The organism is Aeromonas aquatica, assembly GCF_000764655.1.
Classification (GTDB): Bacteria; Pseudomonadota; Gammaproteobacteria; order Enterobacterales; family Aeromonadaceae; genus Aeromonas; species Aeromonas aquatica.
In genome coordinates, this window is record NZ_JRGL01000013.1 from 1 (window position 1) to 15,194 (window position 15,194).

The 15,194-nt window shown below is 57.4% G+C and carries 22 protein-coding genes and 1 pseudogene; 1 reads left to right on the forward strand and 22 read right to left on the reverse strand.

Annotated features, from left to right (window positions below; translation table 11 throughout):
* The 10 genes and pseudogenes from LG30_RS22650 to LG30_RS0103905 all read right to left on the reverse strand — a co-directional run.
* Window positions 1–363, reverse strand: a pseudogene (locus LG30_RS22650) (DNA methyltransferase); the annotation flags it as partial.
* A 125-nt stretch (window positions 364–488) separates the two neighbouring features.
* On the reverse strand, window positions 489–695 hold the full coding sequence (locus tag LG30_RS0103860; protein ID WP_033129403.1) for a hypothetical protein: 207 nt from the start codon (window positions 693–695) through the stop codon (window positions 489–491).
* 489 nt (window positions 696–1,184) lie between these two features.
* Window positions 1,185–1,592 carry a hypothetical protein gene (locus LG30_RS0103870; RefSeq protein ID WP_033129404.1) on the reverse strand — a complete coding sequence of 136 codons (408 nt, stop codon included), beginning with the start codon at window positions 1,590–1,592 and terminating at the stop codon, window positions 1,185–1,187.
* Complete coding sequence (locus LG30_RS0103875) at window positions 1,589–1,996, reverse strand: hypothetical protein (protein WP_052100825.1); 408 nt, start codon at window positions 1,994–1,996, stop codon at window positions 1,589–1,591. The genes LG30_RS0103870 and LG30_RS0103875 overlap by 4 nt, the downstream gene beginning before the upstream one ends.
* A gap of 142 nt (window positions 1,997–2,138) precedes the next feature.
* On the reverse strand, window positions 2,139–2,309 hold the full coding sequence (locus LG30_RS22325; protein ID WP_161785799.1) for a hypothetical protein: 171 nt from the start codon (window positions 2,307–2,309) through the stop codon (window positions 2,139–2,141).
* Window positions 2,310–2,311: 2 nt separating this feature from the next.
* Window positions 2,312–2,470 (reverse strand): hypothetical protein, encoded by a 159-nt coding sequence (locus tag LG30_RS22330; protein WP_161785802.1) that lies wholly within the window; start codon window positions 2,468–2,470, stop codon window positions 2,312–2,314.
* A gap of 639 nt (window positions 2,471–3,109) precedes the next feature.
* The gene (locus LG30_RS0103880; RefSeq protein WP_161785804.1) at window positions 3,110–4,069 is read right to left on the reverse strand and encodes a site-specific integrase; all 960 of its coding nucleotides are present in this window, start codon (window positions 4,067–4,069) and stop codon (window positions 3,110–3,112) included.
* 426 nt (window positions 4,070–4,495) lie between these two features.
* A complete protein-coding gene (locus LG30_RS21865) occupies window positions 4,496–4,723 on the reverse strand; it encodes a hypothetical protein (RefSeq protein ID WP_152599010.1) in 228 nt (75 codons plus the stop codon).
* 427 nt (window positions 4,724–5,150) lie between these two features.
* Window positions 5,151–5,534, reverse strand: coding sequence for a hypothetical protein (locus LG30_RS0103900; RefSeq protein WP_033129409.1), 384 nt, complete (start codon window positions 5,532–5,534; stop codon window positions 5,151–5,153).
* 20 nt (window positions 5,535–5,554) lie between these two features.
* Window positions 5,555–5,785 carry a hypothetical protein gene (locus LG30_RS0103905; RefSeq protein WP_033129410.1) on the reverse strand — a complete coding sequence of 77 codons (231 nt, stop codon included), beginning with the start codon at window positions 5,783–5,785 and terminating at the stop codon, window positions 5,555–5,557.
* A 173-nt stretch (window positions 5,786–5,958) separates the two neighbouring features.
* Here LG30_RS0103905 and LG30_RS0103910 point away from each other — a divergent pair, with 173 nt between their 5' ends.
* Window positions 5,959–6,255, forward strand: a complete 297-nt coding sequence (locus LG30_RS0103910; RefSeq protein ID WP_081965976.1) for a helix-turn-helix domain-containing protein — start codon at window positions 5,959–5,961, stop codon at window positions 6,253–6,255.
* 47 nt (window positions 6,256–6,302) lie between these two features.
* On the opposite strand, the gene LG30_RS22965 is transcribed toward LG30_RS0103910, so the two are convergent.
* The 12 genes from LG30_RS22965 to LG30_RS21310 all read right to left on the reverse strand — a co-directional run bounded on the left by LG30_RS22965 (window position 6,303) and on the right by LG30_RS21310 (window position 14,578).
* Window positions 6,303–6,719, reverse strand: a complete 417-nt coding sequence (locus LG30_RS22965) for a D-Ala-D-Ala carboxypeptidase family metallohydrolase (protein ID WP_420796338.1) — start codon at window positions 6,717–6,719, stop codon at window positions 6,303–6,305.
* A gap of 109 nt (window positions 6,720–6,828) precedes the next feature.
* Window positions 6,829–7,059, reverse strand: a complete 231-nt coding sequence (locus LG30_RS21870) for a hypothetical protein (RefSeq protein WP_152599011.1) — start codon at window positions 7,057–7,059, stop codon at window positions 6,829–6,831.
* Window positions 7,056–7,766 (reverse strand): ParA family protein, encoded by a 711-nt coding sequence (locus tag LG30_RS0103925; protein WP_033129413.1) that lies wholly within the window; start codon window positions 7,764–7,766, stop codon window positions 7,056–7,058. The genes LG30_RS21870 and LG30_RS0103925 overlap by 4 nt, the downstream gene beginning before the upstream one ends.
* A gap of 97 nt (window positions 7,767–7,863) precedes the next feature.
* Window positions 7,864–8,421, reverse strand: coding sequence for an ECF-type sigma factor family protein (locus LG30_RS22970; protein WP_033129414.1), 558 nt, complete (start codon window positions 8,419–8,421; stop codon window positions 7,864–7,866).
* Between the two features lie 511 nt (window positions 8,422–8,932).
* Window positions 8,933–9,481 (reverse strand): recombinase family protein, encoded by a 549-nt coding sequence (locus LG30_RS0103940; protein WP_033129416.1) that lies wholly within the window; start codon window positions 9,479–9,481, stop codon window positions 8,933–8,935.
* A gap of 162 nt (window positions 9,482–9,643) precedes the next feature.
* Window positions 9,644–9,811, reverse strand: coding sequence for a hypothetical protein (locus LG30_RS22335; protein WP_161785809.1), 168 nt, complete (start codon window positions 9,809–9,811; stop codon window positions 9,644–9,646).
* Window positions 9,812–10,268: 457 nt separating this feature from the next.
* Window positions 10,269–10,682 (reverse strand): type II toxin-antitoxin system HicB family antitoxin, encoded by a 414-nt coding sequence (locus LG30_RS0103950; protein WP_033129418.1) that lies wholly within the window; start codon window positions 10,680–10,682, stop codon window positions 10,269–10,271.
* A 50-nt stretch (window positions 10,683–10,732) separates the two neighbouring features.
* Window positions 10,733–10,984 carry a type II toxin-antitoxin system HicA family toxin gene (locus tag LG30_RS22975; protein ID WP_420796337.1) on the reverse strand — a complete coding sequence of 84 codons (252 nt, stop codon included), beginning with the start codon at window positions 10,982–10,984 and terminating at the stop codon, window positions 10,733–10,735.
* 404 nt (window positions 10,985–11,388) lie between these two features.
* Window positions 11,389–12,204, reverse strand: coding sequence for a hypothetical protein (locus LG30_RS0103965; protein WP_033129420.1), 816 nt, complete (start codon window positions 12,202–12,204; stop codon window positions 11,389–11,391).
* A gap of 507 nt (window positions 12,205–12,711) precedes the next feature.
* Complete coding sequence (locus tag LG30_RS21090; RefSeq protein WP_052100826.1) at window positions 12,712–13,266, reverse strand: hypothetical protein; 555 nt, start codon at window positions 13,264–13,266, stop codon at window positions 12,712–12,714.
* A 207-nt stretch (window positions 13,267–13,473) separates the two neighbouring features.
* Window positions 13,474–14,316 (reverse strand): hypothetical protein, encoded by an 843-nt coding sequence (locus LG30_RS0103980; protein WP_033129422.1) that lies wholly within the window; start codon window positions 14,314–14,316, stop codon window positions 13,474–13,476.
* Window positions 14,270–14,578, reverse strand: a complete 309-nt coding sequence (locus LG30_RS21310; protein WP_238566377.1) for a chromosome segregation protein ParM — start codon at window positions 14,576–14,578, stop codon at window positions 14,270–14,272. The genes LG30_RS0103980 and LG30_RS21310 overlap by 47 nt, the downstream gene beginning before the upstream one ends.
* Between the last annotated feature and the right edge of the window lie 616 nt (window positions 14,579–15,194).

Consider the following 15,194-nt stretch of genomic DNA (forward strand, 5'->3'; position numbering starts at 1 on the left):
CCAGCAGTATTCGCAAGAATCTGTCCCGCCCCTGACGAACCGGGGGCGGGGAACCAGGACCGGCGTCTTGTCAGGGAAACCCACCTCAGCCCAGAACGGAACGCGCTTGGCCGTGCCCAGGAAGTTAACCCGCTGGAGATAGATCAATGTCCCGTCTGGCTTTAGCTCTTTCAAGCTCTTACGGATAAACGCCTCGGTCAGACTGAACGGCGGATTGGTAACGATCAAGTCATAGACCCCGCAACCTAGATCCGCCTCCAGGTAGTCCACGCCCTGGCGGAGCTCACACCAATCCTTGCGCTCATCCGGGAGCGGCATCAGATTGAAGATTGTGGGGAGGGGCGCGCCCTCCTCATCCAGCAAATCCCCTCGGCACGGCTCAAGGAACCGGTCCCCAGGTCTAAGGTTCAGAACCCCCATAAGGGCCCTGACTGCCGAGCCGGGTGTCGGGTAGTTTTCCGACTCGATCACGCTCCCGGTCGTGCTGCTCACTTCTTCCCCCTCACCGTGCCGATCAACCCTTTGGCATGACTCATCAAAGCCCTGGCTTTGTCTTTGGGCAGGAACACGGCAGCAAGGCCACCGATCACCAGGGCGCCGATGGCCACAGGAGGGGAAACTGCGCCAATGGCCACGCTCACAACCAGATCCAAAGCCTCGGGGCTCAGCACTACATCCGCAATCTCATCAATCATTTGTCACTCCACTTGTTCAAACGGCGCTGCTCTCTCCGATCCCGGTACACATCCCAGGCAAAGCGACCCACAACAACCAGGAAGCCACCCAAGGCCGTTACATCGCCGAGCGTCACCTCTACCAGGGGGAGGGGGATCGGAACCTGCAGAAGGGATAAGGATTTAGGGGAGGGAATGGCGCCGGTAATCAGGGGGATAGATGCCGCGCTCGCCTCAGCCTTGACTGAAAGCGAAATAAGCGACACGCCAGACCCCCCGAAATATGCCGTAACCCTGCCCACATCAAGCCCCATGTCTCGCGCTCCCAAAAAGAAAGGGCCACCCATGAGGGCAGCCCTTTTTGTTATGTCGAATCAAATCACTATACCTATGCAGGACGGCGGGGGAGGGTGGGATTCTGACCCGTAGCCGCTCGCCTCACACCGTTCCCACAATGCCGAAACAGTAACACGAATCGGCAAACTTTACAACGATTCGTGTAATCAAAGGTCAGCGGCGAAACGCGGAGGCCCAGCGCTCCAGAACTTCACGGGCTGACGCTGCCAGCGCAACCAGCAGGCCGCGATCCTCCCAGGTAACACCGGACAGGTGGCCGGCCTGGGACAAGTGAACGGTCTTAACCTTGCCATCGACCACGGCAGGCAAGGCGGCTAGGCAGGTTTGGCGGGTTGCCTTGGCGCTACACACAAACACCTGACCGGTCTTGATTTTCGATAGACGGACCCGCTGGACGTAACCACAGCCACCCGCGCACGGGATTTCGATTACCGGGTTTCTGGCCATGAGGTGCATCGACTTCCAGTAATGGCGCAGATTGTCGATCCTCGTGGAGTGCCTAGTCAGTTCGCCACGGCCAAGGTAAACGAGGGGGCGAATTAAGGAGATCGGGTTACTCATTTTTCATCTCTCTTTGCAAGCAGGGCGTCTAGCTCAGCCTCGGTCATAAATGGGGGCTCTGTTAGCATCAGCTGGCGGGCCTCCCTGGTATGGGCACAATCATGCTCCCCTTTGTGAATACCTCCACACCCACCCGGCAAGGGGTTCCCGCACTTCCCGCAGGGGGCCTTGCTCAGTTGCTCAATGTGGAGGGCTAAACGGTCGGCGTCCTGGGTGATAAGCAATTCCACATATTCTGGCAGCTCATAGGGACCAGTCACCCCGCCACGAATTGCGGCGGACTGTTCCAAGCGCTCCATAGCGGCAGCACTCAGCCTGATCTCGATTCGCTTAATACCTAGATCCTTATCCCTTTTCCTTTGCGCCTTCTTGCGGTCAGTGGCACCCGTGGCCGTTTTCATCATTTACCCAGTGACTCCCCCAGGCGCTCCAGGATACGAAGGGAATAATCAGGGGACAGGAAAGCAACAATCATCGACAGCGACACCAAGCAGAGCGCCAGGACGGCAAGGACAAGGGCGCCGATAGTGTCATTTATGCGGGAAATCAAAGTTGCGCCTCCTGCTCCAGGGCCTCAAGGATACGATCAGCATCATCAGTGCTCATTGCGTTGCAAGTCTGGCTCTCAAGATGGGCCGCGAAATCCTGATAACGCTCCTCAAGGTATAGCTGAATCAGTTCCTTGTCATAGCTGGTTAGCTTATTCATTACATGCATGATTAACACTCCATCAGTCGATTAAGGGTGGCAAGTTCGGTTGTTAGCCGGTCGATAGCCTCGACCTTGGCGCAATCACTAAGCACAGCAGCGACACTAGACGCCGCAAGTGTGATCACCAGCACTAGACCCATGGCGTTTTGTTTGATGAAATTGATCATTTTTTTTATCCCGTGACCGGTCACATTTGACCGCGAGTGACATTACACGCGGAGTGGAAAACTATCAAGCGGTTTCGACCAATCAATCATCAGCTGAACGCACATTGAACCGAGGCCAAAATTCCCAGGCCAGGAGGCGGGAGACTGCCGAACAGGAAAGGGGGGTTGGTCGAATCCATTCATGCTGCGATTCGAGCGCGGCGACCAAGATCAGCGGCAGCTTGCCGGAGAATTTCGGCAGTCACGCCACCGGCCCGAGAGGCGCGCCAAACCTGAAAAGGGACCCGGTAGGGATGCATCAAAAACGCCCCCTTACAGGTTTTGCTGCCGAACCTAAGAAATCACAAAAAATTGTCGAGCCCCGGGGCCTCGCCGCCCGTGGTCCCCACCAGATTCTCCAGGGTCCCCCGCCTTCCTGGCCGGCCTCGATGCCAGGGCCCAGCATTCCCCTTTAGTTTCATCAACTTAGCCACCACTCCTTGCACAATGACCGGGGCCGGCGCCGTGCTCGATGGGCTGGCCGGCGCGCTCACTCTCTACTCCTCTAGTGTGAATGGAGTTGCTGGCCTGGGGCTGGCGGCTTTGCTGGCGTCTCCTGGAAATCGGTGGGTATGTGGATCTCGTTACTGTCTCGGATTCTCAGCGGAAGAAATCCAGGGCCTCAAGGTGGCGGTGATAGTCGGCGATAGCTTGCCGTTTCGACGCCTCGATTTGGCTGTGAATGTATACGGCATCAAGGCCCTTTAGCTTGTGGTTTATGAGCCGTTCGGCGGTCATCCATTCCACCCCCAGATCAGCAAGGATTGAGCGCATCAGCTTGCGTATGTCGTGGGCCGACCAGCTGCCGCCCGATATGGCCTTTATCTCCTTATGAGCAAGTGAGGGGTCGAGGGTTGAGCCGCCCTTGCCACGGCCAGGGAACAGCAGGGCGGAACGCTTCAAGGCTTGCCCCTTCCAGGTATTGAACAGGGCGAGGGCTTGATCAGACAGCGGCAGGGTTAGGGCTTCCCTGGTCTTTGTGTATCGGGCTGGAATGGTCAGGGTCTTGGTGCCCGCATCAATCCAGGACCAGCGTAACGAAAGGGTTTCATGTAGGCGGGTCCCAAACATCATCATGATCCTGATCATCATCTGGCCGCGACCAGTAGGCGGCAGGCTTTGAATGAGTGCAGCGGTCGAGGAGGTGGGGACGGCGGCTTTCTTGCCCTGGTAATTGGTATGGCCAAAGTCCTTGAACAGCCAGGAGGCGGTGGGATTTACCAGGAGGAGGCCCAGCGCCTCGGCGGCCTTGAATGCTTGCTTTAGGGTGGTAAACATGACCCGAACATAAGAGCCGGCATAGGCCACCTTTAGAGGCTGGATCAGGAGCTCATCTAACTGGATTCGGTCAAATGTCTCTATCTGTAAATGACCGAGGCGGGGGACCACATGGCCGGTCATTACCGATGAAATGACGGCGCGCCGGCTGGCACCAACAGACGGATTTTTTGATGCCCGGTCAACGAACCAGGCGGCCAAATCAGCAACGGTCGCAAAGCGGGAGATAGCGGCGGAAGTGGTGGGGTTTGCGTACAAATTTGTTTTCATGGTGTGGAACATGGCCTTGGCTTGCTTAGGGGTAACATCTGGGTATCTGGCGATCAGCTCCCACCTTTCCCGGCCTTCCTGGTAGTGCCGGAGGTGAAAGGATCCCCTGGTGCGGTCTTTCAATGAGTACCTGAATAGAAAGGCGCCCTCACTCAGCTGGCGGGCGCCTCCTGTTCTGTGCTTCTTGATAGCCGTCTCAGTGATAGGGGTCTGCTCAGTTGCGGGAGACAAAGACGGCAATTGGCAATCCCTCCTCACCGATGCCACGGAATAGCAGGGTTTCACCGGGGCGAGGCTGGGGATCCCACGACTCATGGAATGAGCGGGAGGCGTCGCCGTAGAACTCCAGTTCCCCCCACAAATCCAAGCGCTCTACACGAATCGTGGAATCTCCGACCAACAAAAGACCCGCGAGGGTGGTCAGGGCGCTTTCTCTGATCATGCCGTGATTGCCTCAAGAATGAAGGCTTGACCGACCCGGAGCCTGTTCCTATAGGTTCTCTCGGACACGCCAAGGACGGCGGCGCGGGTAGCCTGGGTGCTCTCGACGTAGCAAAAACGATGGGGGACCAGCTGGCGGCGCTTTAATACATTCATCCAGCCGGCGCCGTACTCCAGGCGAACCACATCAGCGGAAGCCAGATCCTGGATGGCCAGCTTCATCATGGCGCTCTCCACCCTTTCCTCCAGGGAGTTGATGGGGCCATGACGGCGACCAGTGGCAAGGCTGAAATGGCCGCGAGTCTCCATCAAGCGGGCCATTACCCCTTTGGTCTGGGGCTGCGCATTCCCAGAATGACACCACCGGGCGTGGGCCTCCATTGCCTCAGTCAGGGCCTTTAGGGTGCGAGGTGAAATGATCATGCAAGGGGTCTCCCTTTGTTCCATGCGTTGAAAGATTGAATCAGCGACTCCCAGCGGCGCCCCATCTCGGAGCCTGGGACGAGCTCAGCCCTGGACACGAAGCCAACGATGGCCTTTAGTGCCGCCAGAGCCTCAGTTTCATTCCTCACCCGCCGCTGGGCGGATACAGCAAGGAAGCGCTGGAATCGGACCTTGCGGCACATGATGGTGCTGGCGCCTGCAAAACTACTCATGCCGCCCTCCCCAGAATCTTGATTAGGGTATTTACCGGGTTGGTGTACCGGCCCCGCTCCTCGGCAAGGGTCATCATCAGGTGATGCCGCTCAATGGGTATATCGTCCGATGGCAGCCCCTGGACGTGTACCACCTCGCCGCCCAGGCTCTCCACAACATCGGCCTCCTCAAGGCAAGCGATGCTGATCAGAATGGGGGTCATCCGGTCGGCGCTAGCCAGAACGGCGGCTAGTCGCTCCTCCCTCCCCCATGGAACCCGGACACTTTTGGGAATGGTCAAATCAACGTGAGCCGGCAGCAGGGAGGCCAGGGCCTCAGTCGCGGCGGCGCGGTCGGCAACCGATGAACCACAAAGGGCAATGATTGGCGCTTTCGTCATTTCGTTATTTCCTCACATCCTTACCTTGTAAGCCTCTTTGCTTCCCGGCTCGCCAGCTCAGCAAATAGGGGCGCATATATGCGGTTAAAGTCCAGGGCGCCCCGGCTAGCCCTTATCAGGCGAACGGCTGCTTGGGGCTTGGGGATCTTCTCGGAGTAATACCAGCTCGCCACGGTTCTAGGTGACTCCTTCATTATCTTGGCGGTCTGGGCAACCCCGCCGCTTTCTTCTATCCACTCAAAGAGGGTCAAAGCACGCTCCCGGTTTCATTTCAACGGAACGAATAATTACACGATTAGGCTTAAAATTCAACGGTTTGTATAACTTTATTCCACTTAGAGTGGATAGATTAAAAATGGTGTTGACAAGATAAACGCTTAGAGTAAATTGCACACGAATTGATCACATCAAGGAGTGACCACAAATGACCACCCAAGCAAGAAAAGAAATCATCGGCAAACGCATTCGTCACTTGCGCCACACCTTGGGCCTGACTCTCAAGGAACTGGCAGAAAACACCGGCCTCAAGCTGGCGCAGATCAGCAACTGGGAGCAGGGGATCAGAACGCCGGATCTAGATGCATTGGAAGCTATGAGCGTATTTTTCAAAGTCCCAGGCACTTGGCTGATGGGATTCAAAGAAGCGGGGGATGAAGTTGTGACCGTTGCCAAGATTGGGGCCGGCGAACCTGCAGTTGAACGCCATATGAAACGCCAATAAAAAAAGGGGCCCACGCAGGGCCCCTTTTTTTATTCACGATCACACGATCAGTAGTCGAACCGTGCCGGGGTGTCCCGAGTGTCCACATGGGTAAATGTCTCCCCATACCCCACCCCGAAGCGGCCCGCCAAAAGCTCATCTAAGAAAGCCTGCACCTGAGCAGGCGCCACCCCTTTAACCTTTATGTCTAGTGCGCTTGAGGCGCCATTCAGGGCCCCTTGCGGCTGATGCCTGGATGCCTTAGCCCCTCCCACCTTTGCGTTGTGGCTCGGGCACCGGCAAGCGCTGGTGATCGTCACGGGGGCGGCGAAGTGGATCCGGGCACAAGTGGCAATCCAAACCACGCGCTCGTCAATGTCCCCCGGCTTAGTGCCAAATCCACACCCGCACTTGCAAGCCATTTCAGCAACCTGGAAATACTTGTTGAACCTCATGTTACACGCTCCGTTTAAATGAGCAGCCATGATAACCGAGGAGGGGGAGGGGGGCGTGGATACGAAAAAGGCCCCGAAGGGCCCGATCACTACAGCTCCCGCCCACCACAAGCGGCAAGGGGGCGCTGGGAGGTGCTTATCAGGGGTTGTCCTGGATGTATTGACGGATTGCGGCGGCCAGTATGTCCACCATGGCCTTGTCTTTGGTCGCGGCGTAAGTCTTGAGCTCGCGGCGAAACTCCGAGCTGACCCGGAAGTTAAGGGGGACAAGGGCCCCAGACTCAACATTTCCCAGGGTTGAGGGTTCGGGGCGAGAGGTGGCGCCTGTTTGCGCAGCCACAGCAATTTGTAAGTTTTTCGGTGCCTTCATAGCAGTTCCCCCAGGGCTTCCACAACCGATGTGGCGCGTTGCTTGAGTGATGGATAGGTGACCTCCTGGATCGCAAAGCCAGAATCTTGGGCTGATCTGTACGCCTTGCGCTCGGGGATCGAGGCGGCGATTACGTGAATATCCGGCAGATGTTCACGAATCAAAGCGGCCACTTCTTCGAGCTCTTTATCAGAGTCGCCGACCCTGTTTAACACCATGGCGATGGTGGCCGGCTGAATGCCGTGGTTGTTCTGAAGGTCCAGGGCAAGCGTGATCGCGGGCGTCAGATCGTCAACAGAAATTCCGGTTGGGATAACCACCAGGTTCGCCGACTGTGCCAGGGATACCGTTTGCTGGGTGGCATGGGGGGCACCGTCGTAGACAACAATTTCAGCAGAGGCCGGGATAGCAGCCTCGGCGGTGGCGAGAGTGCGGGCCCAGGAACAAGTGAGATTGTCGATCAGCTCGGGCCTGCCTAGCTCAGCTGCGGCCAAAGAGCGTCGTTCAAACCACTTGGCCGTTGAAGTTTGGCCGGCATCCAGATCCACAAGATGCGTTTTGAAGCCGGCAGATGAATAAGCCACACCCAGGGCGCGGGTGATTGTGGATTTCCCAGGGCCGCCCTTCTGGGCGACGATGGCGAGCTTAGCTGGCATGTGGTTATCCTCTTTGATTTCGACGTTGAAACAATTTAACGCTTTGAGCATTTAACGCAAGCGTTATTCTCCCAGGTAGTGACCACCTGGAATTAAGCCCACACGGCATGGGCAATAAACAAACATATTGTGTAATCGCTAGGCACGGCTAAACGTTGCGGTAAAGCAACACCCCAGCCCTGGCCGCCTTGTTAATGGCTCGCCACTGACGGGCGGTTATACCCCCCTCCAGCTTGCGGCGGGTTTGGTGGTAAGTCATACACAGACCGGCGCTGACTCCATATGATGCATGGCGAGCCACGCACGGCTTGGCCATCCCCAGGGCTGCGGCGATCTCGTCATTGGTCAGCCCCCGATTTCTGAGCTCGATCACCTTCATGGTCCTGGGGTAGTGGCCAGATTCATGAGGGGTGGCCCTAAGCGGTGTCAACGCCTCAAACCTCCACCCAACGTGGCGCTTCACCCGCCCCCGCAATGCGTGGCGAACCTGGGCATAACAGAACCCACCATCGGCAACACAGGCCGCGATAGATGGGTACTCATACACATCGCCGGTTGGAGCAATCGCCCGGACGGCAGTTGGTCGGCCCTTTGATGCTTGGGCCTCCCTGCGCTTCTCCAGGTGCTCGATGTACGGGCATACTTTCACGCCGGCTCCCCCCGCCTGGGTTTCTGTCTTAGCTCGGAACTCGGAAACATGCGGCATGGCTTGACCTCAGCTGATTGACTTGACGGGTCAAATATTAACGCTTTGACGATTTGACGCAAGCGTTAATTTACACTTTGAGTGTAATTTATTGCAGGGAGGCCAGAAACAGAAAAGCCCCAAGGCCGGAGCCTGGGGGCTAGTGCGGAAACATGGGGGGCGAGAAATCAACCCGCTGGGGCCTTCCCTTTACGCCTGGGCGTCTTTACTCAGCACGTTTTCGACGATGTATCGCTTCCGTGGCGATAGCTCCAGGTTTTTCAGAACGAGGCGGAGCGCGCAATCTGTCGCGTGGAGCCTGCCGGCCAGGACGCCATCAGAATAATCCCCATCATCGCGGCGGCCATAGCCATCCAGCTTTATGTCAGCCCGAGCCTCTAAAAGCTCCTGCGCTAGGCAGTCTGCCGGGGATGGCTCCCCCGGCGTTTCTGGGGGCATAGCCTCCCAATAAGCCCGATCAGGATCGAGGCCGTCCCACTCGTCAGAATCGCTAACCATCACTTTCACTCCTCTAGCTGTCGCCCAGGTTGCGGTAAAGGGTCGCACGGCTCACCCCGAGCTGTTTGGCGACGTTTGTTTTGTTGTGTCCAGCAGCGATCAGCGAGCTGGCCATAGCGATCTGTTCATCGCTCATAACCTTTGGCCTCCCACCGACCCGGCCTTGTTCTTTGGCGGCGGCGAGGCCGGCAATGGTGCGCTCCTTCAACAATGAGGCCTCAAACTCAGCCATCATCCCGAAGAACTGGAGGAGGAGGCGGCCATTTGCGGTGGATGTGTTGATCTCCTCGTGCAATGAGCGGAGGTGAACGCCGCGCCGCTGGAGGGTATCCACCAGGGCGAGAAGATTTGTCATAGAGCGCGCCAGCCGGTCCAGGCGCCAAACAACAACGGTATCACCCTCTCGCGCCTTGTCCAGCAGACGATCAAGGCCGGGGCGGTCCGTCTTGGTGCCCGTCATGGTGTCCGTAATAACCTCGTCAACCCCTGCCGCCTTCAAGGCGTCCAATTGCAAGGCGTGGTCTTGCTGACTGGTACTGACTCGCGCATATCCAAAAATCATTTCCTGCTACCTCTAACGCCATTGACGATCCGGGCCTCACCGGCTGGCCGGCTGCCCGCTCTTGTGATCGGGTTTCACATCCTCGGGGGCGCCTTAGTGGCCCAGATCCCGGGCCGGGCCACATGGTCCCACATTCGCCCCCATAACTCACCCCGTGGAGGTCTAGGCGGCTCGCTGGTCGTCGTAGTAATAAACAGGCGCCTCGGCGCTGCCGGTCCATTCCTTGAAGGTGCCGACCCTAAAATCCCGATTCCCCTTTGAGCTGTTCACAGCCATCTGCAGGTGGAGGGAGTGGGCCGTGGGGTGAACCTCTTTAACCTTCTTGATCATCCCCTTCCAACAAGCCGCGCTCGCTGGAAACCCGTATTCGTGAGCCCCTAGAAGGGCCTTGCCGGTAGAGTCCCGAACAAGAAGGACTGCGCCCCTGGACTTCTGAGAAGGTAGCGAACAGTTATCTTTTGCGATCCTGGATGCCTTCTTAAGTAGGGCAGTTTTCAGAGCCAGGATTTCAACCCACTTTGTGGGGACTGCATGAACGGGGGCGAGCACTATTTTCTCCTATCCGTGATAAACAAACACGGTTCGTGTAATTTAACTTGACGATCATCCCGCCTTATGGTTGGCGGGCTTCTTGGTTTTGAATTGTGGTTTTAGAAACAGATACTATTGCAACACAGTTATGAGACAACAACAACGCTTTGAGACTGCTTTTTTGAGACTACAAAAGGGGCGTCTCACAAAGGGAGGTTTTCGGGCGGATTCCCAAAATAAGGGGGCCGGGGCCCCCTTATCGGATCACCAGTTCGAGGCGATGGCCGAGCACCTTAACGGCGGCGGCCAGCTGATCAATCTTGGTTGCATGGTGGAGATCAGTTAGACGCTGTACGTTCTGGCGCGGGATGCCTAGACGCTTACCAAGCTCTGTCTGGCTGACGCTCGATTCACACATGGCATTGAGCAGCAAGACTTTTGCCCACAAGCTGTGGGGCACCGTTACAACGTCCTGGCCATCTTCAGGGGCGGACGGCATGGGGACCGGGCGCAACCCCTCAAAATAGAACTCAAAGCTCGTCACCAGGGCATCCAGGGCCTCGCGCAATGCCTCCTCTCGGGTATCCCCGCAAGTCAGCGCCTCGGGCACATCAGGAAAGCTAACCATCCAGGTTTCGCCGTCACGTTCAATAGTTACCGGATAATTCATAGTCATTTGCGGTTCGCTGCGAGTATCCCGCCCCAGCTGGGGCGGGCGGGTTATTTCATGCCGAGCTGCTTTAGAATTGCTTTCCTCAGCGACTCCCCGATCTCTTTTCCGGGGTGTCTCGGCATCGTTGATTGTCGCCCCTGAAAGTAGAGTTTCAGGTGGTTGGTGCCCTGCCTGACCTCTACCCCTTGAGACTCCAGCCAACGCCGGAACTCGCTTTGCTTCACCGCACCTCCCTTGTTCGTTGCGATAGGCCTAATGTAATCATTTTTGATTACACTGGCAAGCTCTTTTGTAATCATTTTTGATTACAGATAGTAGCCTGTTACTTGCCGCGTCTCGGTGCTTTGGTGCCCGCATCAATTCGGGATCGATATTGCTCTAACCACCTGCCGACCCTGGCCACCATTTCCCGCTCATCCCTCGCCATCAATGCCGATCCAACTTGCAAGTGACCGCCCTCGCACAGCACGACACGGCGACCCCCAAAAATCACCCGATACACATAGCCGTGCTCGCGGACGAACTCGAACCCCCCTTGCCTATACACACTCAACAACAACCCCCTCCCTCAACAACTCCTCCAGGGTCGCCGCCGTCAGCGGCGACCGGTTCCAGGTCATAGAGGTGGAAGATTTGGACAGAACACGGCGGCGCCAATCCAGCTTGTAAAGGAATTGCCCCCTGCGGTACACCTTGCCGGCCTTTAACACTCCAGGCACTCCTTGATCCTGGCCTGAGTCTCCTTGTTGCCCTCAAGCTGAAGCTTCACCACATCTATCCGGGGCTTTGGTGCCACACCATGCCCCCGCTGGTTCGCAACCTTCAGGGCCATTCCCTCACTGCCACATTGCGGGGCTGACAGCACATCGACCGGATGACTGATCAGGGTGCCGCCCTGCACTCGGGCGCGATAGGCAATCGGGGCGCTTTCGTGAGACAAAACCAGCTCGCCCTTGTGAAGGCTGGAGCCATTGGCAATGTACCCCTCCAAAAGGGCGATCCGCGCCTCGATGGCGGGGAGGTGTTCAGCCAGCGCGGAAGCGGCGGCCTTGGCTCTACGCTTGGCCAGCTCCTCCCGATAGATGGCGGTCAGCTTAGTTGGGAGCACGGTCTGAGCCAGGGAGGCGACGGCTTTAGCTTCATCCATAAAATCAACGCCCTCAGCCTTCAGCAGGGACTCCACCTTGTCCAGGGCCGGCGCCGGCTCCTCCTGAACAAAATCAGCCAGGGCGGCAATCACACGCTCCACCATTTCAGCCAGGGCAGCCTTGGAGCTGCGGGCATACAGATTAGTGACCAACTGACCAACGCGGGGCAGATTCTTCCTGGTGGAGCTCTCCACCTCGCGGACGGCGGCGTAAGCCTTTGCCAGCAGCTCGCGGATGGCGGCGTTATTGTCGCTGTGCTTGGCGGTGACATAGGCGCCTGCGCTGGTGAACCCGTAGTGAGCCAGGACGGCCAGCACCTCGGCGGCGGCTTGGGATTCGGCTTGAATGTACTCGGGGGAGAAGGTTTGCATGATTGATACCCTGGTTATGATTCGCTGTTTCTGAGACGGAGAATAAACACTTACACGAAACGTGTAAAGCATTTTTGATACACGATTTATGAAACAATTAAATGACCGGCATAACAGACCGCGTAAGTGACGACGACACCGCCGATAAATCCGCCAGTTGTGACGGCGGCCACCATGGCCGCCCCCCTGAGATAACCGATCATTGGAATAGCTCCATGGCTTCGTGAAGCTCCAGGAGGCGGTGAGATAGCGCCATCTTGAGAGGAATCACCCGGAAGGGGGAGCGGCAATTTACACCAACCGTGTAACTCTCACGCAAGCCGAGGGCAGCGGAATCAGCGGCCTCCCGTGACTCATACCGATCAGCCCCTGCCGGGTCAAAAGTGAACCCCGTGGCGGCGTTTCCGATGAACCCCTTGCCGAACCCAATAACCACCGGGTCGCAGCCGCTCACGACAAGGCCCCTCAGAGCCTCCCTTGTGGTGTTAATGTCGTTGGTTATGGTGGTCACTGGCGAGCCTCCAAGATATCGAGAATGGCGCCCTGTACGCCCTTTCGAGTGCGCGGGTTGGTCATGTAGTCCATAAACAGGCGCTCTTGTGTCTTGCGGTCCGCTTCCATGTAGGCGGCCAGCACCTCCCCGGTAATGTCGGCCGGGGTCAGGCCATCCTCACGCATAGCGCGGGACACGCGGGACAGGGTTTCAGTAACGATCTGCGGGTTCAGTCCGAACGCCTCAACCTCACGCATTGCGGGGGCCTCAGTCATGGCCTTGGCGTCCAGCTTTACCGGGATTTCCTCGACCTCTGGAACTCGACCAAAGCCCTCGATAGTGACCATATCCAAATTGCCCTTTGCGGCCAGGGCCCGAAGGGTATCCATCATGCGGATGCCAAAGCCAAGGGCCAGCAGATCATCGATCAGCTTGTTAGCTACAGCAGGCGCCAGCCAGGCACCCTGGCGGCCAATGATGTGCTTTACCGCCTTCAGGCGGAGCTTGCGAAAGCCCTTAACGCCCGCCTTTTTTGCGATCTCTTTTGCCTTGGTGATTGCATCCGACATGATATTTATCCCGTAAGTGGTTGTGGCTAACTTCTGAGGCACATCCTATCGACTTACACTGACCGTGTAAATTACTTTTTGAGACATTATTTTTGATACACTCAAGGCGAGCCAGGGAGAAGGCCAGGGAGCGAGCGAGGGGAGAGGGGGAGGGCGGGAAAAAACAAAGGGGGCGCAAGCCCCCTTAATAACGAATGCGTTAATTCGTCAATTCTTCTTTTCTTTCGCTCGGGCCTTGAATCGAGCCTCGGCCATTTCGCTCGGCCTGTGCTCAAGATCCAACAGCACGATATAGCTTGTTAGCAGGCTATGGGCATAGGGCCAATACTGATAATGGATGCCGTCGAACCGGCGCGGCTCGGCGTCCATGTCACCCCGAACCCAAACAGATGATCCCGGGATCTCAGGAACCAGGCTCTTGCCCTCCTTGGTCCCCATGGCCACCCCGGACAGATTGGAATACTTGCCGGCCCAAGGGGCGGCGGTAAACGTCCCCTCCTGCGAAAATACAACGTCCGGGTTTCCATGGCCGAAGCTCACAACGGTAACAGGCCCAGCCACCGCGAATGGCGGGAAGTCGTCCAGGTGCTTGATGTGTACGTGCTCGGGGAAAAACAGGTTGGGATCATCCAGAACCCGAGGGGGGATCATGTCAGGGTGCGTCCTGGGGCGCGGTTTCCGGCCATCCTCAACCCCGGACACAATAACCTCCAGGTATTCCGCAACGGCGCGAGGCGGCACTTTGAAAACCCGCATTTGCTCGCTATCACCCTCACGAATGGCCAAGCCATCAACGAACCCACGGGGGCGCAATTTCTCCATTGGGATAAAGTCCATCACATCGCGGGAAACGATGAACGTAACGCCGGCTGATGGCGTGGTGTAAATGAACTCAAGGGCGGCGCCGGCAAACGTAGCTCGGACGCTCGGCTTGTGTGTCCGGTCACAGTTATCTCCCATGACCACGGCAGGGCCGAAACAAGCCTCAAGCCGGCGCACCCCGTCATGCGGGGCCTTGTCCTTGATGTCCCTCTTTTGTCCTTTCACCATAGATAACCCCCGCCCTCTCCCTTCCAAAATCAGTCAACTTACAGGCCAGCTTTTGCGACCGGTCGCGGTAATGGGTTATCAACCCATTGGCGGCCATTATCTCACATCCGACGCGAAAATTGGAGCGAGCAACGTCGCTATCTCGTTGTTTGTTAATCATTTTCAGCATGTCGGCGCGGGGGATTGGGCCTTGAACCCCCTTTTGCTCGAAGGCATACAGCAGAAACAACACATCGGCCTGGGTCTTGGAAATCCTCATCATGCGGCGCCTCTCATCTTGTCGCTAATCATTACATGCATGATTAGAGCACATGCGAGCGCACAGACCAAGCTAATCATTACATGCATGAATAACAATGGGCCGAACAACCAGGAGGTGGGCGCGCTGGCCAGGGGCCGCAACAAGGCGCGAGCGGCCACAGGGCAGCCACTGGTGCGCCTCTCGCACCACCCGAACCCAGACCCACGGCAGATGGGCCAGAACACTCTAAGCGCGGTGTAGCTCGCCGATTTGCCGGAACGCCTATAACCCATCGTTCGGCCTGCGGCCCCTACAGACAAACCACCTAACCCTCCAGCCTCTCGATCTGCCTTGCCGATGTAAGCCGCTGTAAGGGCGCGGGTTGAGTCGGAGCCCCTGGCCTTGTGTTTGCTTGTCTTTGTGTTTTGGCCGCTCCAGGTGCAGCCCTGGGGCTTGCTAGTGTGCATCACAAGCACAGCGCGCCCCCTTCCTTGCTAAGCCGTCTTTAAATCCACTCCAGGGAGGCGCATCAGCCTTTGCTGAGTGTCGGAGACAAAAGAGCGCCTAGAGCGCCAGTTATGCGGCGGCCTTGCCGGCTTCCCGCCACCGAACCGGCGGCGAGCTTGCGAGCCTGCAA